Genomic DNA, 19,945 nt, shown 5'->3' on the forward strand with positions numbered 1-19,945 from the left:
CTACGATAAGGGGCCGACGGCGGGTCCTCGGGGCCGCCGCCGGATCTGTGCCGGGTCGACCCGGCGCAGAGTCGTACCGTCCAGGAGGGACAGTCAGCGATGACGCAGGTTCAGGCGCCACCCGCGGATGCGGTCGCGAGGCCGTCCGACGTCCCGGTACGGGCTACCCCGGCGGCCGATCGGCCGGGTCGGGGTCGCATCGGTCCGGTGCTGGTCGGCCAGCTCGTCGTACTCGAGGTGTGTGCCCTCGCCGTCTGGGCCGCGACGGCCGGGCCGAGCTGGCTGCTCGCCACGGTCGCCGCCCTGGCGGTCGCGGTCGTGGTGGCCGCGTTCGCCCGCCGTGGCGGTCGCTGGTGGTTCGACGACGTGCTGCTGCGTCGCCGGCTGCGCCGCCGCCGCGAACGGGCGGCGGCCGCGCTGGCCGGCGGGACGGCCGTGGACCCCCGGCTGGCCGCGCTCGCACCCGAGCTGGGCGTCATCGAGTTGACCGACCGGGGCACCCGGCTCGGCATCGGGCAGGACGAGCAGGGCTGGTTCGCCGCTGTCGCGCTGCAACCGGTCACCGGCGCCGCGGTCGGCTCGGTGGACGCGGCGACCGTGGACCGCGCGTTGCGGGTCCTCGCCGACTTCTCGGCCCCGGTGTCCAGGGCCCAGGTGGTCGCGCACACCCTGGTCTGGTACCCGGCTCCCGGTGCGCCGCCGGCGGCGCACCGGACCGTCTGGGTGGCGCTGCGGCTCACGGTCCACGACGCGCGGGTCGAGACGGTGAGCCGGGGCGGCGGGCTGCCCGGCGTCCACCGGACGCTGGCCGCCGGAATCGGCCGGTTGGGCAAGGCGCTGACGGCGGCCGGGTTGGCCCACCGGCCGCTGGGTCGCGACGAGCTGCGCGCCGCCGTGGTGTCGGCCGCCGGGCTGGACCTGGTGCCGGAGCCGCCGACGGAGAGCTGGCGGGGGCTGCGCGGCGGCGGCTGGACGCACCGCTGCCTGACCCTGCGGGGCCGCCCGGACGCGCCGCTGGGCCCGCTGGTGGACGCGATCACCGCCACGTCGGCCCCCTCGCACACGGTGGCCGCGGCGGTGTCGCCCGACGGGCGCATGGCGGCGCCCCTGCTCCGGGTCGCGGCCATGGACAACCACGTCGAGGCGCTGGTCAAGGTCGTCCGGGACGTCGCGCACCGCGCCGGCACGCCGGCCCGGCCGATGGACGGGCAGCACGGCCCGGGCGTCTACGCCAGCGCGCCGGTCGCGTCGGCGCTGGGCGGCGCCGGTCGTCGGCAACCCCGCTGACGGCGCGCTGGAGCCTCCCCGGTCAGGGCCGCAGGTTGACGATCCAGCCGTACAGGCCGCAGACCCAGACGGCGAGCGGCACCAGCGCGATGATCAGCATGATCTCGACGATGTCGAGCAACCGGCCCCACACCGGCGAGATGCGCTTGCCGGCGACGGTCAGGCCGTAGATCAGGCTGACCACGGCAGCCAGCAGCAGGCCACCGAGGATCAGGCCGAGCCGGACCGGAAGCGATCCACCGGCGAAGGTCGCCGCGGCGGCCAGGCCCAGTCCGACGGTGCCGGCGAGCAGCACCGGAACGCGCTGGGCCCGACCCAGGAGCGGACGCGCCCGCAGCAACGACAGCAGGGCCAGCACCAGGCAGAGCAGCACCGCCGGCAGGCGGCCGTCCAGGGCCAGCACGAGCTGCGCGCCGAGCACCAGCAGCGAGACCGTCCACAGCAGACCGGTGAGGAACTGGTCGGCCCGGTCGCTCCGCTCGAGCACCTGCCGCCCGTCGACCGACTCGCTGTCGGTCTTCAGGTCGTCCGGGCCGGTCGGGATCGACGGCACCGGCAGCCGGGCCAGCCGGTAGGCCACCATCGGCAGCGCCGGCACCACGCCGAACGCCACCGCCGCCACCACCGCGGCCCCGGCCGCGGCGTCGATGCGGAGGGCCAGGCAGAGCAGCGCGCCCAGACCCGTCCCCGCGCCCACCCCGATCGCGGCGAAGAAGAGGGGGTACCGGTCACCGACGGCCAGCACGGCCACCGCCCCGGCGACCACCACGGCGGTGGCCGCGAGCAGGACGTGCGGACTGGCCAGCTCGGTCAGCTTCCGGTCACCGGCGAGCAGCAGCAGGCCACCGGTGCCCGCGTGCACCAGCCCGACCATAGCCAGCACAGAGCCCGTCCCGCTGTCACCCGCGGCCCGGGCGAGCACCGCAGCGCCGACCAGCAGCGCCACCGCGACCAGCAGGGCGGCCAGCGCGCCGGGCAGGTGGGGAGGGCCGGTGAACAGGGCGGCCAGGGCGCCGGCGCCGAACGCCGCGGCGGCGAACAGCACCGCGAACGATCGGGTCGCCCCGACCTGCCAGGAGCCCGGCCGCCGGGTGGTCGCGGTGGCGACCGCGTCCACCACGTCGTCGAATACGACCTCCGGCGCGGAGGCGGAACGGGGGTTGAAGTACAACACCTCGCCGTCGCGGACACCGAGCTGCGCGGCGGTACGACCACCCTCCAGAGGTGCGCCACCCAGGCGGGACAGCGCCCAGCCGCCGTGCCGCACCCCGTCGTCGGCCAGGTCCTCCCCGGCGTAGCGCAGCAGGGTGGGCAGAAGGTCCGCCATCGGCACGTCCGACGGCAGGGCCAGATCAATCCGGGTACGGGGGGCCACAATGGTGATCCGGCTCAGACCACCGGTCGCCGTCTTCGTCGCCACAGTGGCCTCCTGGTGTCCATCTACGATCGGCGGGCCGGGGTCCCGCGGTGCGGGTGCACCGCGCCCACGGGAGATTACCTACGATGACGGGCACGTACAGTGCCCACCCGCGGGCTTCGGGCCGCGCCGGCACGACAGCAGGGCCGCTTCTGGGGAGGAGACAGCCGTGAGCACGGTCGTGTTCCGCCGACCTCCGCGCCAGCCGGGGCCGGCCTTGCCGCGCGGTGAGGTGCTGCTGGAGTCCCCGCCCGAGCTGCCCGAGCCGACGCCCCGCGGGATGGGGCAACTGCTCATGATCCTGCCGATGGTCTGCGGTGTCGGTGCGATGGCGTTCCTCTACGCCGGTCGGGGCGGCGGCATGATGACGTACGTCGCCGGTGGCCTGTTCGGCGTCTCGATGCTCGGCATGGCCATCGGCTCGCTCAGCAACGGCGGCAACGACAAGGCCGAGCTGAACGCGGACCGCCGCGACTACATGCGCTACCTGGCGCAGATGCGCAAGCGCACCCGGCGGGCGGCGGCCCAGCAGCGGGATGCGATGAACTGGCGACACCCCGAGCCGGACGCGCTCTGGTCGATCGCGGAGTCCCGCCGGCTGTGGGAGCGGCGGATCACCGAGCCCGACTTCGGTGAGACCAGGATCGCGCTCGGCCCGCAGCGGCTGGCCGTGGAGATCGTCCCCCCGGAGACCAAGCCGGTCGAGGACCTGGAACCGATGAGCGCCATCGCGCTGCGTCGGTTCGTCCGCGCACACTCCACTGTGCCCGACCTGCCGACCGCGCTGTCGGTGCGCGCGTTCAGCCGGGTGGTGCTGCGCGGCGACCGGGAGCCCGTGCTCGATCTGACCCGGGCGGCCCTGGGCCAACTGGCGACGTTCCACGCCCCGGACGACCTGGTCGTCGCCGTGGTCGCCGCGCCCGACCGGCAGTTGGCCTGGAACTGGGTGAAGTGGCTTCCCCACGCCCACCACAGCGGCCGGACGGACGCGGCCGGCGCGCGCCGGCTGGTCTTCGCCAGCCTGGCCGAGGCCGAGGAGTCTCTCGCGGCCGAGCTGGCCGGGCGACCCCGGTTCGCCGCCGAGGCCAAGCCGCTGACCACCGCGCCACACGTGGTCGTGGTGGTCGACGGTGGCGAGATCTCCCCGACCTGCCAGCTGGTGGGCCAGGGGCTGCTCGGCGTCACTCTGATCGACCTCTCCGGGACGGTGCCGCGCGACGTCGGCCGCTGGCTGCTCTGCCTGGACGTGGGCGACGGCACCACCCTCGACCTGATCCGGGGCAGCTCGTCGTCGCGGCTCGGACGACCCGACCGGCTCACCGCCGAGGCCGCCGAGGGGCTGGCCCGGCAGATCGCGCCGTACCGGCTGTCGCAGCAGCAGACCAGCAACGAGGAGCCGCTGGCCCGCAGCACGGAGCTGCCCGACCTGCTCGGCGTCGGTGACGCCGCCGCCGTGGACGTGCACCAGACCTGGCGGCCGCGCGGTCACCGGGACCGGCTGCGCATCCCGCTCGGCGTCGGCCCGGACGGCAACGTCGTCGAACTCGACTTCAAGGAGTCGGCGCACGAGGGTATGGGCCCACACGGCCTGGTCATCGGCGCGACCGGCTCGGGCAAGAGCGAGCTGCTCCGTACGGTGGTGGCCGCCCTGGCGGTGACCCACTCGTCGGAGGAGCTGAACTTCGTCCTGGTGGACTTCAAGGGCGGCGCGACGTTCGCCTCCCTGGAGGCGTTGCCGCACACCAGCGCGGTGATCACCAACCTGGCCGACGAGCTGCCGTTGGTCGACCGGATGCGCGACGCGCTGGCCGGTGAGATGGTGCGCCGGCAGGAGCTGCTGCGCGCGGCGGGCAACTACGTGTCCCGGTTCGAGTACGAGAAGGCCCGGGCGGCCGGTGAGCCGTTGGCGCCGATGCCGAGCTTGTTGATCATTTGTGACGAGTTCAGCGAGTTGCTGGCCGCGAAGCCGGACTTCATCGACCTGTTCGTGATGATCGGCCGGCTGGGTCGGTCGCTCGGTGTGCACCTGTTGCTGGCCTCGCAGCGCCTGGAGGAGGGCAAGCTGCGCGGTCTGGACACCCACCTGTCGTACCGGATCGGTCTGCGCACCTTCTCGGCGGTGGAGAGCCGGATCGTGCTCGGCGTGCCGGACGCCTACGAGCTGCCGAACGCGCCCGGGCACGGCTACCTCAAGACGGACACCAGCACCATGCTGCGGTTCCGGGCCGCGTACGTCTCGGGGCCGTACCGGGCGCCCGGCCAGCAGGCCTCCGCGTCGCAGGCCCTGGTGCAGCGCCGGATCGTGCCGTACGGCGTCAGCTTCATTCCGGCGCAGGCCACGCAGGTGTCGGTGGACGCCATGCCGGAGCCGGAGCAGCCGGCCGACGGCAAGGCCGTCGCGATGCTGGACGTCCTGATCGACCAGCTCAAGGGTCGGGGCCGCCCCGCGCACCAGGTGTGGCTGCCGCCGCTGGCGGAACCGCCGGGCCTGGGCGAGCTGCTCGGTCCGCTGGCCGTCGACCCGACCTACGGGTTGTGCACGGCGTCCTGGCCGGGCCGGGGTCGCCTCACCGTGCCGGTGGGCGTGGTGGACCGCCCGTACGAGCAGCGCCGCGACCCGATGATGGTCGAGCTGGCCGGAGCGGGCGGCAACGTGGTCATCGTCGGCGGTTCGCTCAGCGGCAAGAGCACCATGCTGCGGTCGCTGCTGGCCTCGCTGGCGCTCACCCACACGCCGCGCGAGGTGCAGTTCTTCTGTCTGGACTTCGGCGGTGGCGCGCTGCGCAGCCTGGAGCGCCTGCCGCACATGGCCGGGGTGGCCGGCCGGCGCGACGTCGAGGCGGTGCGGCGCACGGTGGCCGAGGTGGTCGCGGTCCTGGACGAGCGGGAGATGCGCTTCGCCCAGTACGGCATCGACTCGGTGGCGAGCTACCGCCGTCGCCGGGCGGCCGGCGAGTTCGCCGACGACCCGTTCGGCGACGTGTTCCTGGTGGTGGACGGCTGGAACACCCTGCGCCAGGATTACGAGGAGCTGGAGCAGACCATCACGACGCTCGCCAACCGGGGTCTCGGCTTCGGGGTGCACGTGGTGCTCACTGCGGTGCGCTGGGCGGAGATCCGGATCAACATGCGCGATCTGCTCGGCACCAAGCTGGAGTTGCGCCTGGGCGACGCGGCGGAGTCCGAGATCGACAGGCGCTCGGCGATGAACGTGCCGGAGAAGTCGCCCGGTCGCGGCCTGACCCGGGACAAGCTGCACTTCCTCACCGCGATCTCGCGGATCGACGGTCGGCGCGACATCGAGGATCTGAGCGAGGCGTCGGTCGCGCTCGCCGGGCACGTGGCGGCGAACTGGCCGGGGCGTCCGGCGCCGAAGGTGCGGCTGCTGCCGCGCCGGCTGCCGGTGTCCGAGCTGGCCCGGATCATCGACCGGTCGGCCCCCGGTCTGCCGATCGGCGTCAACGAGTCGGCGCTCGCGCCGGTCTACCTGGACCTGGCCAACGAGCCGCACCTGACCGTCTTCGGCGACGCCGAGTGCGGCAAGACCAACCTGCTGCGGCTGATCGCCCGGGGCATCACCGAGCGGTACACGCCGGCCCAGGCGCGGCTGGTGATCGCCGACTACCGGCGTGGGCTGCTGGGCGCGGTTGAGGGCGATCACCTGCTCGACTACGCGCCGTCCAACCAGGCGTTCGCGCAGGGGCTCGGCTCGATCCGCAGCGCGCTGTCCAACCGGCTGCCCGGCCCGGACGTGACCACCGCCCAACTGCGGGACCGCAGCTGGTGGAAGGGCCCGGACCTGTACATCCTGGTGGACGACTACGACCTGGTGGCCTCCGGTGGCAGCAACCCGCTGAGTGCCCTGCACGAGCTGCTGCCGCAGGCCCGTGACATCGGTCTGCACCTGATCGTCACGCGTCGGGTCGGCGGGGTGTCCCGGGCGCTCTACGAGCCCGTGCTGCAACGGCTCCGCGAGCTGGACTCGCCCGGCCTGCTGATGTCCGGCAACCGGGAGGAGGGCACCGTCTTCGGCACGCTGCGTCCGAGCCCGCAGCCACCCGGGCGGGGCACGCTCGTCCGCCGACGCGACGGCCAGCAGTTGATCCAGACCGCCTGGTCCGAGCCAGCCTGACCGAGCCGTCACGGGGCTCGCTGAGCCGGCGGTCCGGAATCGGCGGGTGACCATGCGTGGTCGCGGGGCCGTTCGGGTCGGATTCCCGTCCGAACGGGCCGCACAAACGACGTGATTCACCGCCATCCATCGAACGCGGCCGGTCTGGGCTGCGGTGGCTGGACAGATTCCGCTACGGTCTCAGGTGGAGTGTCCGTCGGTGGGGTGTTGCTGCCTTGCCGCGGGGGAGGGGCGCGGCAAAGCCGCCGCCACAACATGACGGAAGGGTGTGAAGCATGGCGTTCGAGGTCGAAGCTGCGACTCTGCATACCGCCGCGAGTGACGTGCGGTCCACGCGCAGCGAGGTCGACGGCGAGCTGAAGAAGCTGTGGAACGTAGTCGACGACCTGGCCATGGCGTGGAAGGGTCAGGCGTCCACGGGGTTCCAGTCGCTCATGGCTCGCTGGAACGAGGACACGGTGGGCCTGCTGACCGCGATGGACAACATCGCGGACCTGCTCGACAAGTCGGGTACGACGCACCAGGTCAACGACGAGGAGCAGCAGCAGATGCTGGACAAGTTCCACTCTGCTCTCAACCCGTGATCCGTAGCCAGCAGAGGAGGAAGTCGTGACGATCAAGGTTGACTACGCGGTCCTCGAGAGCAGCAACCAGCAGATGCAGGCCATCTCGAAGACCATCGACGAGAAGCTGGACACGCTGCGGTCGATGCTGTCCAAGCTGCAGTGGGAGGGCGAGGACCGGACCGCCTACGAGCAGCACCAGGCGAAGTGGGACTCGTCGGTCCGGGACATCAACCGGATCCTGAACGAGATCGGTGGTGCCGTCGGCATCGCCCGCGAAAACTACGTCTCCACCGAGATGAGCAACTCCAAGGTGTGGGGCTGACACAATCACCAATGCGGCTCCGGTCCGGCTTCGACCGGGCCGGAGCCGCATTGTGTTGGCGTCGGCGAGGTACTGGGAGAGCGATGCGTACGGGGAAGCCTTTCCGATCGACACGGGCCGTGGGCGCGGCCGCGCTGGCGCTGTGCGCCGCGCTGGCCCCCGCGGTGACAGTCGCGCCGGCACCGGCTCGGGCCGCTGACACGGTCCGTGGCCTTCAGTGGTACCTGGACTACCTTAAGATCCCCGCTGCGCACAAGATCACCAAGGGCGCGGGTGTCGTGGTCGCCGTCGTCGACACCGGGGTCGAGGCCAGTCATCCGGACCTGCGCGGGCAGGTGCTCGCGGGGCACGGCACCAACGCCACGGCCGCCCCGGACGGCCGGCGTGACGACGACAAGGTGAAGGGGCACGGCACCTCGATGGCCGGCATCGTCGCGGGACGCGGCGGTGGCGAGATGCACGAGTTGGGCATCGCCCCGGCCGCGAAGATTCTCCCGGTCTCGATGGGCGCCAATTTCGATAACCAGGACGTGGTCCTGGGAATCCGTTGGGCTGCGGACAACGGCGCTGACGTCATCAACCTCTCGCTCGGCGACGAGGGGACGGCTCAGCCGGAGCTGGTGGACGCCATCAACTACGCACTGAGCAAGGACGCCGTGGTGGTCGCCTCGGCGGGCAACATCGAGCAGGGCGACCGACAGGTCACCTCACCCGCCAACATCCCGGGCGTCATCGCCGTCTCCGGGTTCGACAAGCGCGGCGGGTTCTTCGCCGGCTCGGTGCAGGGCCCGGAGATCGTGATCGCGAGTCCGATGGAGAGCATCATCGCCCCGGCGCCCAAGGCGGTCTCGCCGAACGGCTACACGCTGGCCAGCGGCACCAGTTCGGCGGCCGCCATCATGTCCGGTGTGGTGGCGCTGATGCGCTCGAAGTACCCGAAGCTCGATGCGCCCAACATCATCAGCCGTCTGATCGAGACCGCCCGCGATGCCGGTCCGGCCGGCCGGGACCCGCAGTTCGGCTTCGGCAGGGTCGACCCGCTCGCCGCGCTGACGCGGTCGGTTCCCCCGGTGACGGCGAACCCGCTGTTGGAGGGCGCGGCGGCCGGTCCGACCCGCTCCGGCGGGGCCGCTCGGCCCGGCAACGACGACGACGGACCGGCGGTCGAGTTCGGCGTCTCGAACAAGGCCGGCGCGATCGTCCAGGTGGGACTCTGCCTCGGCGTGCCGATCATCGGGCTGATCGTGCTGTTGATGGTGCTGCGACGCCGCAAGCGGCGCGCACCACCGGCCGCCGTCGGCCCGTACCCCGGCGCACCCGGCGTGCCGCCACCCGGCTGGCCCGCCCAGCCGCCGCCGGCCTACGGCCCGCCGCAGCAGCCGGTCCCCGGGTACGGCCCGCCGCCGGGCCAGCCCGGGCAGGGGTACCCGCCGCCCGGCCATCCCGCGCCGGGCCATCCGCCGGCGCCGACCGCGCCGGGGCCGTCCGGCTGGCCGGGCTCGGGCCCGCCGCCGAACGGCCCACAGCAGCAGTGAACGCAGACCACCAGTCAGGGTTTCGGGGAGGGGACCGATGACGGACGACAGGACCACCCAGCCGGCACGGTACGTGAACGACGACCTCTACATCCCGATCCCGGTGGGCGGGATGCCGACGTCGGGCCTCGCCCTGACCGGCCTGGAGATGGACAACGTCGACCACGCCGCGACGCCGAAGGGCCTGGTCACCGCGCCCGGTGAGGCAGGCGTCAAGACCGAGTGGGACGCGACCAGCCTGGACTCGGCCATCACCTGGCTGGAGACCCACGCCGCCTACCTGAACAAGCTCTCCTACGACATGGTCGACATCCAGGACCTGATGGGGGGCGCGGCCAGCGGCGTGGCGGGTGGGGCGGGCGGCCAGCCGAGCCCGCTCGGGGGGTTCGACTGGGCGGCCCGGTTGGCAGCCAAGCACCAGGGGCTCTACCAGGGCACGGAGTCCGGTGTCCGGAAGCTCTCGCAGAGCCTGTACGACGCGGCGGAGGCGCTGCGCCAGGTCAAGCAGAACTACGAGACGGCGGAGGAGCAGAACAGGATGTCCGCCGCCGACATGCAGCGTGTCTTCGGCGACGTGGCCGGCAATGGCGACGGACGCTAGGACGGGGGAGGACGGCAGATGGGCCTGAGCTGGGAAGAGATGTGCCAGAAGGTCGTCATCGACGGCCGGCCGGGTGACGTGGAGAGCGCCGCCCTCGGCTGGGAACAGCTGATCAAGAATCTCAACAACGTCAAGCAGAGCCTCGACACCAACATCAAGGACCTGGGTACGACCTGGAAGGGTCCGGCGTACGAGGCGTTCAAGGGTCACATCGAGCAGATCTCCAAGGACACCGGGCAGATCGTGGCGGACGCGGAGAAGGGCACCGGCATCGTCCAGTCGCTCAAGACCGCCGCCGACAAGCTCACCGCGGCCCAGCGGGACTTCCCGGTCCCGGCGACCTGCGTCAACGACGTGTTGGAGGCGCGTAACGCCAAGCTGACCCTCGGGGTCGGCTTCTTCGAAGCGAAGGTCTCGCCGGACTTCCTGGGCTGGTTCGACCCGGTGACCGCGATCGCCGACTGGATCAACGACCAGTCGGAGGACGCGGCCCGGGTCTACGAGCAGGTGAGCGGTGACTACCAGGCCATCGCGCCCGGCACTCCGGGCGATGCCGGCCCCCCCACCACACAGAGCCCGACGACCGAGATTCCCGATCTGGGCACCGGTGGTGGCGGTGGTGGCGGTGGCGGTGGCGTGCCGAAGCTCGGCGGCGGCCCGTCCACCGGCGGCCTGGGGGCCACGCCCTCGATCGGCGCCACCGACATGCCGGGCACCGGCAACCTGCCCAGCGGGTCCGGTGCCCATCCCGACCTCTCGGGCGGGTACGACTCCGGCACGGGCACCTACCCGAGCACCGGTGGCGTCCCGGGCGTCGGCGGTGCGGACGACGAATTCAGCAGTGGCCTCGCGGGTGCGGGTGGTGGCGGTTCGCCCGGTCTCGGCTCCGGTCTCGGCTCCGGTCTCGGGGGCGGCCTGGGCTCGGGTGGCCTGGGCTCGTCCGGCGGGCTCGGCAGCGGCGGTGGCGGCCTGGGCGGCGCCGGTGCTCTCGCGGGCGGCGGCGCGCTCGGCCGGGCGGTCTCGCCGGGCATGGGCCCGATGATGGGCGGCGGCGCGGCGGGTGCCGGTCGTGGCGGTGGCCGGGGCGCCGGTGGCCGACTCGGCGCGGGCGGCAAGCTGGGCGGCGGCATGGCACCCGGTATGGGTGGCGTCGCCGGTGGCGGCGGTGCCGGCGCCGGTCGGGGCGGCGCCGGGCGTGGCGCGGCGGGGGCCGGTGGTCGGGGCGCGGGTGCTCGCGGCGCCGGTGGCGTGGCCGGGACGGGCGGCGGTGCCGGCTACGGCGAGGAGGACACCGCCCGCAACACCTGGTTGGAGGAGGACGAGGACGTGTGGGGCGCCGACAGCGGTGGCACCTCCGGCATCCTGCGCTGAGCTTTCCGCGTCACGGCGCTGCTGCGGTCGACCGCAGCAGCGCCGTGACGTGTCCCACGGACCAACCGTCCCGGGGGGTGTGCCGGCCGCTCAGCCGGTGACCGGTTCGTCGGTACGTCGGCCCGGCCGCCAGCCGCGCCGGCGGCCGCGCGCCACGATCGGTCGCGTGATCAGCAGCAGTACGGCGAGTAGAGCTCCCACCGCGGCGGCCCAGATCGCGACGGTGCGCTGCCAGCTCAGCGGGTCGGCCGCCGGGGCGGGTGCGGCAAGCGCGTCGACCGGCGGGTTGGTGCGGGTGCCAAGCAGGCTCGACACCGCCCGGTACGGGTTGACCACGCCGTAGCCGACCTCGGCGTTGCGCCCCTGCGGCGGGTTGTCCGCCGTCCGCTCCAACCGGTCGGCGACCTGCTCCGGAGTGAGATCCGGGTAGGCGGCCCGCACCAGCGCGGCCACCCCCGAGACGTACGCGGCCGCGAAGCTGGTGCCACCCGTCGGCTCGGCGCGGTAGCCGGATCCACCCGGCGCCGGGCCGATGATGTTCAGTCCCGGCGCGGCGACGTCGACGAAGGTGCCGCTGACCGAGGTGCCCACGTGCCCGCCCTGCTCGTCCACGCCGCCGACGGCGATGACCCCGGGGTACGCCGCCGGGTAGGCGGGCCTGTCCTCCTGGGTCTCCTGCCGGTTGCCGGCGGCGGCGACCAGCACCACCCGCTTGGCGAGGGCGCGTTCGACGGCCTGTGCCAGTTCGGGGCGGGGCAGGGTCACCAGGGACAGGTTGATCACGTCGGCGCCGTTGTCGACCGCCCAGTCGATGGCTGCGGCGATCTGCCCGGGCAGCCCCTCGTCGTTGGTGCCCTTGGCGTCCGGCAGGACCCGGATGGGCAGGATGCGCGCCGCCGGGGCGATACCGCTGAACGGCACCCCGGTGCCGTCCCTGCCGGCGATGATGCCGGCGACCATCGTGCCGTGACCGGCCAGGTCACACTGCCCCCGGTTGGCCGGCAGGTTGTTGAAGTCGCGGCCCTCGAGCACCTGACCCTTCAGGGCCGGGTGGATGGCGGAGACCCCGGAGTCGATGACCGCGACCGTCACCCCGGCACCCCGGGACAGCGGCCACGCCGAGGCCGGATCCACCCTTCGCAGCGCCCACGGCATCTGCACCAGACCGTCCTCGCCGGCCGGGCCGCAGGTGGGCGGCGCCGCGACCGCCGGGGAGGAGGGGACCACCAGGGCGGCGCCGAGCAGGGCCGCCAGCGTTCCACTGAGGACAGCTCGGACGGCACGGCGGGACGGCTCGGTCGCGCTCGGCGGCAGGCATTCGCGCACCCGCAGAGATTACCGCTGCACCGCGTCGGGCAGCGGCCCGGCGACGCCGTTCCGGGCGGGAACGATGACGTCGCTCAGCGGCGGGCGCGACGACGCCGGTCCGGGCCGGTGTGTCGCCGCTCGAAGCCGGCGTGCGGCGACGCCGGTCCAGGCCGGCGTGCGGCGACGCCGGTCCGGGCGGGTAGCGGGTCGCCGCGCCAAGCCGGCGTGCGGCGGCGACGGTCAGGGCCGGGACGCGACGTCGTCGGCAGGTGCTTCGGCGAACAGCGCGAGCAGGTCGCCGACCTGGCGGTCGGCCTCGGCGGGGTGCCGGAACCGGCCGGCGGGGTTCAGGGTGTACTCGTTGCGACGCCCCACCCGGGTGCGGTGCAGGTAACCACCGGCCTCCAGGTCGGCGACGATGGCCTGGGCGGCCCGTTCGGTGACGCCCACCTCGGCCGCCACGTCGCGCAGTCGCGCGGTGGGATCGCGGGCGATGGCCAGCAGCACATGCCCGTGGTTGGTGAGGAACGTCCAGTTCCGGCCGCCTCCGGCCGTCGCCGCGCTCGTCATGGTGGAGCCGCCTCTCCGGTTGTCCGTCCCACCTCCGTGCCCGCCGGAGGGTCGGGCCAGGTGCCGACGGACCGGCCCGGTCCCAACGGCCGCAGGGCCGGTTCGGGGGTCAACGTATGAAATCTAAATCACGCATATCTTGACGCATCTTGCGGTGCGTGTGACCGTGGAGCCCGAGCCAGCGCCCACCGCCGGCCCGGCTGAAAAGCCTCTTGAGCAGGTCAAACGCGTGGAGACGAGGTGCGGGGATGAGCCGTTCCGGTACCCTTGGCGGGCAGCCGGGCCCGCAGCGGGCCGCCGATCGAGCGCCGACGCCGACCGAGCCGGCCCGAGCGTACGCCGAGCTGGCCGCGGGCAACCGGCGCTTCGTCAGCGGAGCGCCGCGCCACCCCAACCAGGACGCCGGGCACCGGGCCGCCGTGGCCGACGGGCAGCACCCGTTCGCGGTGATCGTGGGCTGCTCCGACTCCCGCCTGGCGGCTGAGATCATCTTCGACCGGGGGCTGGGCGACCTCTTCGTGGTCCGTACGGCCGGACACACCGCGGGCCCGGAGGTGCTGGGCAGCGTGGAGTACGCGGTGACGGTGCTCGGAACCCCACTGGTGGTGGTCCTCGGCCACGACTCGTGCGGTGCCGTGCAGGCCGCCCGTGAGGCGGCCGCCACCGGCGTCGCGCCGCCGGGACACCTGCCCGCGGTGGTCGACGCGGTGCTGCCCAGCCTGCGACGTGCCACCGCCGAGGGCGTGGACGACGTCGACGGCATCGTCGACATCCACATCGCGCAGACCGTCGAGACGCTGCTCGGGCAGTCGCCCGTGCTGGCCGACGAGGTGGCGCAGGGGCGGTGTGCGGTGGTGGGCATGTCGTACCGGCTCGCCGCCGGTGTGGTGCGCGCGGTTACCCCCGCACCGGCGGGTGCCGCGACGTTCGACGCGCCCGGCGCCTCGGACGACCCGGCAGCTTCCGCCGCCGCCTGACGCGGACCGCCCCGGCAACTTCCGCCGCCTGACGCGACGAGGGCCGCCCCGCCTGATGCGGGACGGCCCTCGACTTCTTGGCACCGGGTCAGAGCAGCGACATGTGCACGTGGTCGGTGTGGTTCGACGGTCCGCTGTACGACTTCCAGCCGGTCGCCGGGAACCAGATCTGCCGGTTCCAGATCACGTAGTAGATGCCGAGGCGGTCGGCGTTGCGGATGAGGAACGCGGCGACGTTGTTGCCGTACATGCGGGTGTCGTTGTTGTGCCACGGGCTGAAGCCGCTCTTCTGCAACGACCAGTCACAGGCGCGGCCCTTCGGGTGCTCGAACGGGCCACCGTTGCGGTGGCAGCCGACGAACCGGTTGAACCCGGCCCGCTTGACCTCCTTGTACGCGTGCAGGGTGCGCGGCGTGACACAACCGGAGGTGGTGGGGTCGTCCTCGCTGCATGACTCGGCCTTCCAGTCGCCGTCGGCGGTGCGACCCGGGCCGATCCGGGCGACCGGCGAGACGGCGTCGACCAGACCGCCGGTGAAACCCTGACCGCCGACCAGCGCGAGCGCCTTGTCCGCGTCGCGCTTGTCCTTCGCCATCAGGGCGGTCTGCTTCTGCTGCTCGCGGACCTCCGCGTCGAGGGCCAGCTTGGCCTGCTCGGCGCGGGTCTTGACCGTGTTGACCTCGGCGAGCTTCTTCTCGTTGACCATGTTCATCTCGTCGAGCGCCGCGGCCCGTCGGACGAACGAGTCCGGGGCGTCGCTCTCCAGCAGCATCGCGATCGCGCCGATCCGCCCGGTCCGGTACGACTGGGCGGCGATCTGCCCGACCTGCGGGGCCAGCGCCTCCAGGTCGGCCTTCGCCCGCTCGACCTGCAACGCCAGCTCAAGCTGCCGCTTCTTGGACTTGTCCAGCTTGGACTTGGCCGCCACGTAGTCCCGGTTGGTCTGCTCGATGACGTCGTTGAGGAGCTTGGGTTCGTCTTCCTCTTCGTGCCCGGACGGTGTGGGGGTCGTCGGGGCGGCGTGGGCCGGGAGGGGCCCGGCGAACACGGTCAGCGCAGCGAGCACGGCCACCACGGGTGTCAACCAGCGGCGTAGGGGTGCCGTCACAATGTTCCCTTCCGTCGACCGCCGACCGGGTTAGCTGACGGGTTCGGGGCGGAAGTGGCCCCTACCGCTGTCGCGGATTCACCCCACGTACCTGGGTCCCCGGCTCGCCGGTTGGCGATTGGGCGGTGGCACCGCAGGCGCCGCTGCGCGCCTTCGTCGGTGACCGGCAGCGAGGTTACCCGAGAGTCCACCGCCTGAGCTACGTCCTGATGCCGACTAAAAGCGTCATTTCGCCATGGCGTTGAGTGACCAGTGACGCGGTTCTCAGGGCGTAGGCCCGATCCGGTCACGCTGAGGAGTGTCACCATGCCGTATCCGTGCTCCTGTTCGGCTCTGGCCACCCGGTGGTGGCGGTGGATGGGGGTGCGCTCCGCTCCGGGTCGGGCCCGTCGGACCGACCCGCTGGCGGGGAGCTGAGGGCGGCCAACGCCTCCGTCCGGTCCGGACGGGGGCGCGGCGTCAGGACGTCGGCGGCCGCGTCCTGCGCCGGCGTCGACCCGGCCGCGGTCACCACGGCGGCGAGCCCGGTGGTGAGGGGTACGGCGGCGATCAGGCCGAGCGTGGCGACCGCGCTGCGGACGATCTCCTGGGCGAGGAACTCGCTGGTCAGGATCTGCCCGAGGGGGCGGGTGTCGGCGGTGAGCAGAAGCAGCAGCGGAAGTGAGGCGCCCGCGTACGCCAGGACGATGGTGTTGACCGTGGAGGCGATGTGCGCCCGGCCGACCCGGGTGGCCGCCCGGTAGAGCTGCAGCCGGCTCAGGCCGGGGTTGGCGTTCGCCAGCTCGGTGACCGTGGCGGCCTGGGTGACGGTCACGTCGTCGAGCACCCCGAGTGAGCCGATGATGATCCCGGCGAGCAGCAGGCCACGCAGATCGACATCGGCCTGGAACATCGACAGCGTGGTGGCGTCCTCGCTGCCGAAGCCGGTCAGGTGGGTGGCGGCGGTGGCGATGGTCGCGAGCACGCCGGTGAGCACCAGGCTGCCCAGGGTGCCGAGCACCGCGACCGAGGTCTGCGCGGTCACCCCGTGTGTCAGGTAGAGCACCACGAACATGATCAGGGCTGCGCCAACCACCGCCACCAGCAGCGGTGACCGGCCGGCGCTGATGCCCGGCAACACGAAGGTGAGCAGGATGGCGAAGCTGGCGGCCAGCCCTGCCAGCGCGGCCAGGCCCCGCCACCGGCCGAACGCGACGATCGCGGCGGCGAAGACCACCGCGAGCCACACCAGCGGCTTTCCGCGCTGATGCTCGGCGATGTTCCAGCTGCTGGTGGCGGGATCGGTCGGGTCGGTCAGCTCGACCAGGACGACGTCGTCGCCGACCTCGACCCGCGGAGCGCCGGGCCCGGCGGGGACGGGCGTTTGCACCTGCTGGCCGGCGCTCGGCCCGTCCTCGATCCGTACGTCCACGGTCCCGCACGGCCCGGTGGCCGGCGTGCCCTCCGGGTTGGCCGACGGTGGGCAGGGTTCGGTCACCACCCGGGTGACCGTGCCGTGGTGGCGCGGCGCGTCCGTGCCGCCGCCGGTCTGCGGCGCCCCGTCCCGTGGCCAGAGCACCACGGCGGCGACGACGGTGGCCACGAAGAGTGGCACCACCGTCGCGACGAGGATCCGCCGGACCCGGGGTGGGACGGGCGGAGCGGTACGGCTGTGGTCGGAACCCAATGCGAGAACTCCCAACGATCCGGTGCGGGGTACGTGCCGACGGGCCGGTCGGTTCACCTCCGCCGGTCGAACGCGGTGCCGGGCGCATCGGATTGCCGGCTGGCGACCCGGTGATCACACAGGGTGAGCCGTCGGACCGGCCGGTCGGCGGAGGCGCCGCGCCGTGGCGGCGCCGGTGCCCGACTGGGCGGTGGGGTCCGGTAGGCCATCGCCGGAAATGCTAGCCAGCCGGACCGGGTGTCGCAGGTCGTGGCGGAGTGTCGGATGGTCGAACCGCCCGCGCGGCGTCGCCCGGAGCGGCATGTTGGAGTCATGCCCGCGTCCGAGCCCGCCCCTGAGCAGGCCGCCGACCAGAGCCAGCACGCGACGCCGGCCGGCCACGATCAGCACGCCGGCCCGGAGAGGCACGCCGGCCAGGACAAGCACGCCGGCCACGACAAGCACGCCGGCCACGACCCGGCGATGTTCCGCCGCCGGTTCTGGGTCTGCCTGGTGCTCACCCTGCCGGTGGTGCTGACCAGCCACCTGGTGGTGGACGGGCTCGGGCTCCGGTGGGACGTTCCGGGCCGCTCCTGGGTCGGGCCGGTGCTCGGATCGGTGATTTTCCTCTGGGGTGGCTGGCCGTTCCTGGTCGGTGCGGTGCGCGAGATCCGGGACCGGGCACCGGGAATGATGCTGCTGGTCGCGATGGCGATCACGGTGGCGTACTCGGCGTCGTTGGCCACCAGCCTGGGCGCCTTCGACCTGGACTTCTGGTGGGAGTTGGCCGCGCTGGTCACCATCATGCTGCTCGGGCACTGGCAGGAGATGAAGGCCATCGGGCAGGCCCGGGGGGCGCTGGCGGCGTTGGCCGCGTTGCTGCCCGACGAGGCCGAGCGCGTGGCGGCGGACGGGCAGGCCGAGCCGGTGCCGGTCGGCGCGTTGCGGGTGGGCGACGTGGTGCTTGTCCGGCCCGGGGGTCGGGTGCCGGCGGACGGCCGGATCGTCGATGGCGACGCCGAACTGGACGAGTCGATGATCACCGGTGAATCGCGGCCGGTGGCCCGGTCGACGGGCGAGCGGGTGGTGGCCGGCACGGTCGCCACCGACTCGGCGATCCGGGTCCGGGTCGAGGCGCTGGGTGACGAGACCGCGCTCGCCGGCATTCAGCGCATGGTCGCGCAGGCGCAGCGCTCGGGTGGGCAGGCCCAACTGCTGGCCGACCGGTTCGCCGCCGCGCTGTTCTACGTGGCCGCCGGCACAGCCGTGGTGACGCTGGCGGTCTGGACCGCGCTCGGTGAGCCCGACCAGGCGGTGGTCCGTACGGTCACCGTCCTGGTGATCGCCTGCCCGCACGCGCTCGGCCTGGCCATCCCGCTGGTCGTGGCGCTCTCCACCGCCCTGGCGGCGCGGCGCGGGATCCTGGTCAAGGACCGGTTGGCGCTGGAGCGCATGCGGACCGTCGACGCGGTGCTCTTCGACAAGACCGGCACGCTGACCCGGGGTGAGCACGCGGTGAGCGACCTGGTGACGACCCAGGGGCTGGAGCGGGAGGAAGCGCTGCGGATCGCCGCCGGCGTCGAGTCCGACAGCGAGCATCCGCTGGCTCGGGCGATCGTGACGGCGGCCGGGTCCGCCGGCCCGGCGCGTGCCACCGGCTTCCGGTCGCTGCCGGGCCGCGGCGTGCGGGCCACCGTCGACGGTACGGAGTACGCGGTGGGCGGCCCGGCGTTGCTGCGGGATCTGGGCCGAGCGCTCCCGGACGACCTGAAGGCGGCGACCGGCCGATGGTCGGCGCGCGGGGCCGTGGTGCTGTACCTGGTGCGGCTGCCGGGCACCGTGCTCGGGGCGTTCGCGCTCACCGACGAGGTGCGTCCGGAGGCCCGGCAGGCCATCGCCGAGCTCCGTGCCGAAGGCGTCCGCACCATCGCCATGATCACCGGCGACGCGCGGTCGGTGGCCGAGTCGGTGGCCGCCGATCTCGGCTTCCGGTCGGGGGTGGACGAGGTCTTCGCCGAGGTGCTGCCGGCCGAGAAGGACAGCCGGGTCGCGGAGCTCCAGCGGCGAGGGCTGACCGTGGCGATGGTCGGCGACGGGGTGAACGACGCGCCGGCGCTGGCCCGCTCCGACGTCGGCATCGCGATCGGGGCGGGGACCGATGTGGCGATCGAGTCCGCCGGGGTGGTGCTGGCGTCGTCCGACCCGCGCGGTGTCGGTGCCGTGGTCCGGCTCTCCCGGGCGTCGTACCGCAAGATGCGGCAGAACCTGGCCTGGGCCGCCGGCTACAACGTGGTGGCGTTGCCCCTGGCGGCCGGGGTGCTCGCCTGGGCCGGGGTGGCGTTGAGCCCGGCGGTGGCGGCGGTGCTGATGTCGGCGTCCACCATCGTGGTGGCGCTCAACGCCCAGTTGCTCCGCCGGGTACGCCTCGACGCGGAGCCCGACTGACCGGCTCAGCCGCGTTTCATGAGTCGGCCGACGGCCGCCATCATCTCGGTGGCCATCTCGTCGGCCCGGCCCTCGGCCGCCCCCTCGTGCATGCAGTGCCGGGCGTGCCCGTCGAGCAGGCCCAGGGCCACCTTGTCGAGCGCGGCCTGGATCGCGGAGATCTGGGTGAGGACGTCGATGCAGTAACGGTCGTCGTCGACCATCTTCTCGATGCCCCGGACCTGCCCCTCGACGCGGCGGAGCCGCGCGAGCAGCTGGTCCTTGCTGGCGGTGTAGCCGCGGATCGGCGTGGGTGCGGTCATGGCGACGAGGATAGCGTACCCCTGGGGGGTATGGTAACGTCCCTCGTGTCCGATACCCCCACCGGGTACCGGTACATGACCGGTCACGAGTCTGCCTCGGCCTTACCCCTGGGGGGTATAGGCTGGCAGGCGACGAAGGGAGAGATTCGATGGTCGACACGACGTTCCAGGTGCGGGGCATGACCTGCGGGCACTGCGTCAGCGCGGTCAGCGCCGAGGTGGGCGCCATCGCCGGGGTGCGCGACGTGCAGGTGGATCTCGCCACCGGCCGGGTCACCGTCACCAGCGAGCAACCCGTGGACGCGGAGTCCGTCCGGGCGGCGGTCGACGAGGCCGGTTACGACCTCGTCGAGGCGTGA

At 73.2% G+C, this 19,945-nt stretch carries 16 protein-coding genes and 1 riboswitch; of the genes, 10 read left to right on the forward strand and 6 right to left on the reverse strand.

Going from position 1 to position 19,945, the window contains the following annotated elements; all coding sequences use genetic code 11:
• Positions 1 to 99: 99 nt before the first annotated feature.
• Positions 100 to 1,287 carry a type VII secretion protein EccE gene (locus ABZT87_RS08455; RefSeq protein ID WP_355134463.1) on the forward strand — a complete coding sequence of 396 codons (1,188 nt, stop codon included), beginning with the start codon at positions 100 to 102 and terminating at the stop codon, positions 1,285 to 1,287.
• 22 nt (positions 1,288 to 1,309) lie between these two features.
• Here ABZT87_RS08455 and eccD read toward each other — a convergent pair whose 3' ends face one another.
• Entirely contained in the window at positions 1,310 to 2,707 is a 1,398-nt protein-coding gene (gene eccD, locus ABZT87_RS08460) for a type VII secretion integral membrane protein EccD (protein WP_355134465.1), read from the reverse strand.
• A 166-nt stretch (positions 2,708 to 2,873) separates the two neighbouring features.
• On the opposite strand from eccD, the gene eccCa reads away from it, so the two are divergent.
• The 6 genes from eccCa to ABZT87_RS08490 all read left to right on the forward strand — a co-directional run bounded on the left by eccCa (position 2,874) and on the right by ABZT87_RS08490 (position 11,231).
• Positions 2,874 to 6,836 (forward strand): type VII secretion protein EccCa, encoded by a 3,963-nt coding sequence (gene eccCa / locus ABZT87_RS08465; protein WP_355134467.1) that lies wholly within the window; start codon positions 2,874 to 2,876, stop codon positions 6,834 to 6,836.
• 275 nt (positions 6,837 to 7,111) lie between these two features.
• Complete coding sequence (locus tag ABZT87_RS08470) at positions 7,112 to 7,420, forward strand: WXG100 family type VII secretion target (protein WP_354855538.1); 309 nt, start codon at positions 7,112 to 7,114, stop codon at positions 7,418 to 7,420.
• Positions 7,421 to 7,445: 25 nt separating this feature from the next.
• A complete protein-coding gene (locus tag ABZT87_RS08475) occupies positions 7,446 to 7,724 on the forward strand; it encodes a WXG100 family type VII secretion target (RefSeq protein WP_354855539.1) in 279 nt (92 codons plus the stop codon).
• Between the two features lie 119 nt (positions 7,725 to 7,843).
• Positions 7,844 to 9,259, forward strand: coding sequence for a S8 family serine peptidase (locus ABZT87_RS08480; protein WP_355134469.1), 1,416 nt, complete (start codon positions 7,844 to 7,846; stop codon positions 9,257 to 9,259).
• Between the two features lie 37 nt (positions 9,260 to 9,296).
• Positions 9,297 to 9,860: a hypothetical protein gene (locus ABZT87_RS08485; RefSeq protein WP_354855541.1), complete on the forward strand. Its 564-nt coding sequence runs from the start codon at positions 9,297 to 9,299 to the stop codon at positions 9,858 to 9,860.
• Positions 9,861 to 9,878: 18 nt separating this feature from the next.
• Entirely contained in the window at positions 9,879 to 11,231 is a 1,353-nt protein-coding gene (locus ABZT87_RS08490; RefSeq protein WP_355134471.1) for a WXG100 family type VII secretion target, read from the forward strand.
• 90 nt (positions 11,232 to 11,321) lie between these two features.
• Here ABZT87_RS08490 and mycP read toward each other — a convergent pair whose 3' ends face one another.
• Complete coding sequence (gene mycP, locus ABZT87_RS08495) at positions 11,322 to 12,557, reverse strand: type VII secretion-associated serine protease mycosin (protein WP_355134473.1); 1,236 nt, start codon at positions 12,555 to 12,557, stop codon at positions 11,322 to 11,324.
• Between the two features lie 222 nt (positions 12,558 to 12,779).
• Positions 12,780 to 13,109, reverse strand: a complete 330-nt coding sequence (locus tag ABZT87_RS08500) for a MarR family winged helix-turn-helix transcriptional regulator (RefSeq protein WP_354855544.1) — start codon at positions 13,107 to 13,109, stop codon at positions 12,780 to 12,782.
• Between the two features lie 248 nt (positions 13,110 to 13,357).
• Here ABZT87_RS08500 and ABZT87_RS08505 point away from each other — a divergent pair, with 248 nt between their 5' ends.
• The gene (locus ABZT87_RS08505; RefSeq protein ID WP_355134475.1) at positions 13,358 to 14,086 is read left to right on the forward strand and encodes a carbonic anhydrase; all 729 of its coding nucleotides are present in this window, start codon (positions 13,358 to 13,360) and stop codon (positions 14,084 to 14,086) included.
• An 88-nt stretch (positions 14,087 to 14,174) separates the two neighbouring features.
• On the opposite strand, the gene ABZT87_RS08510 is transcribed toward ABZT87_RS08505, so the two are convergent.
• Together ABZT87_RS08510 and ABZT87_RS08515 are read right to left on the reverse strand one after the other, a co-directional pair.
• Positions 14,175 to 15,194, reverse strand: coding sequence for a hypothetical protein (locus tag ABZT87_RS08510; protein ID WP_354855546.1), 1,020 nt, complete (start codon positions 15,192 to 15,194; stop codon positions 14,175 to 14,177).
• Positions 15,195 to 15,198: 4 nt separating this feature from the next.
• Positions 15,199 to 15,329, reverse strand: a riboswitch (cyclic di-AMP (ydaO/yuaA leader).
• Between the two features lie 166 nt (positions 15,330 to 15,495).
• Positions 15,496 to 16,860 carry a YibE/F family protein gene (locus ABZT87_RS08515; RefSeq protein WP_355134477.1) on the reverse strand — a complete coding sequence of 455 codons (1,365 nt, stop codon included), beginning with the start codon at positions 16,858 to 16,860 and terminating at the stop codon, positions 15,496 to 15,498.
• A gap of 462 nt (positions 16,861 to 17,322) precedes the next feature.
• Here ABZT87_RS08515 and ABZT87_RS08520 point away from each other — a divergent pair, with 462 nt between their 5' ends.
• On the forward strand, positions 17,323 to 19,284 hold the full coding sequence (locus ABZT87_RS08520; protein ID WP_355066681.1) for a heavy metal translocating P-type ATPase: 1,962 nt from the start codon (positions 17,323 to 17,325) through the stop codon (positions 19,282 to 19,284).
• Positions 19,285 to 19,289: 5 nt separating this feature from the next.
• Here ABZT87_RS08520 and ABZT87_RS08525 read toward each other — a convergent pair whose 3' ends face one another.
• The gene (locus ABZT87_RS08525) at positions 19,290 to 19,586 is read right to left on the reverse strand and encodes a metal-sensitive transcriptional regulator (RefSeq protein ID WP_030329541.1); all 297 of its coding nucleotides are present in this window, start codon (positions 19,584 to 19,586) and stop codon (positions 19,290 to 19,292) included.
• A 149-nt stretch (positions 19,587 to 19,735) separates the two neighbouring features.
• On the opposite strand from ABZT87_RS08525, the gene ABZT87_RS08530 reads away from it, so the two are divergent.
• Positions 19,736 to 19,945 carry a copper ion binding protein gene (locus ABZT87_RS08530; protein WP_354855548.1) on the forward strand — a complete coding sequence of 70 codons (210 nt, stop codon included), beginning with the start codon at positions 19,736 to 19,738 and terminating at the stop codon, positions 19,943 to 19,945.

It is taken from the genome of Micromonospora sp. NPDC005237 (genome assembly GCF_040607775.1).
In the GTDB taxonomy this organism is placed as follows: Bacteria; Actinomycetota; Actinomycetes; order Mycobacteriales; family Micromonosporaceae; genus Micromonospora.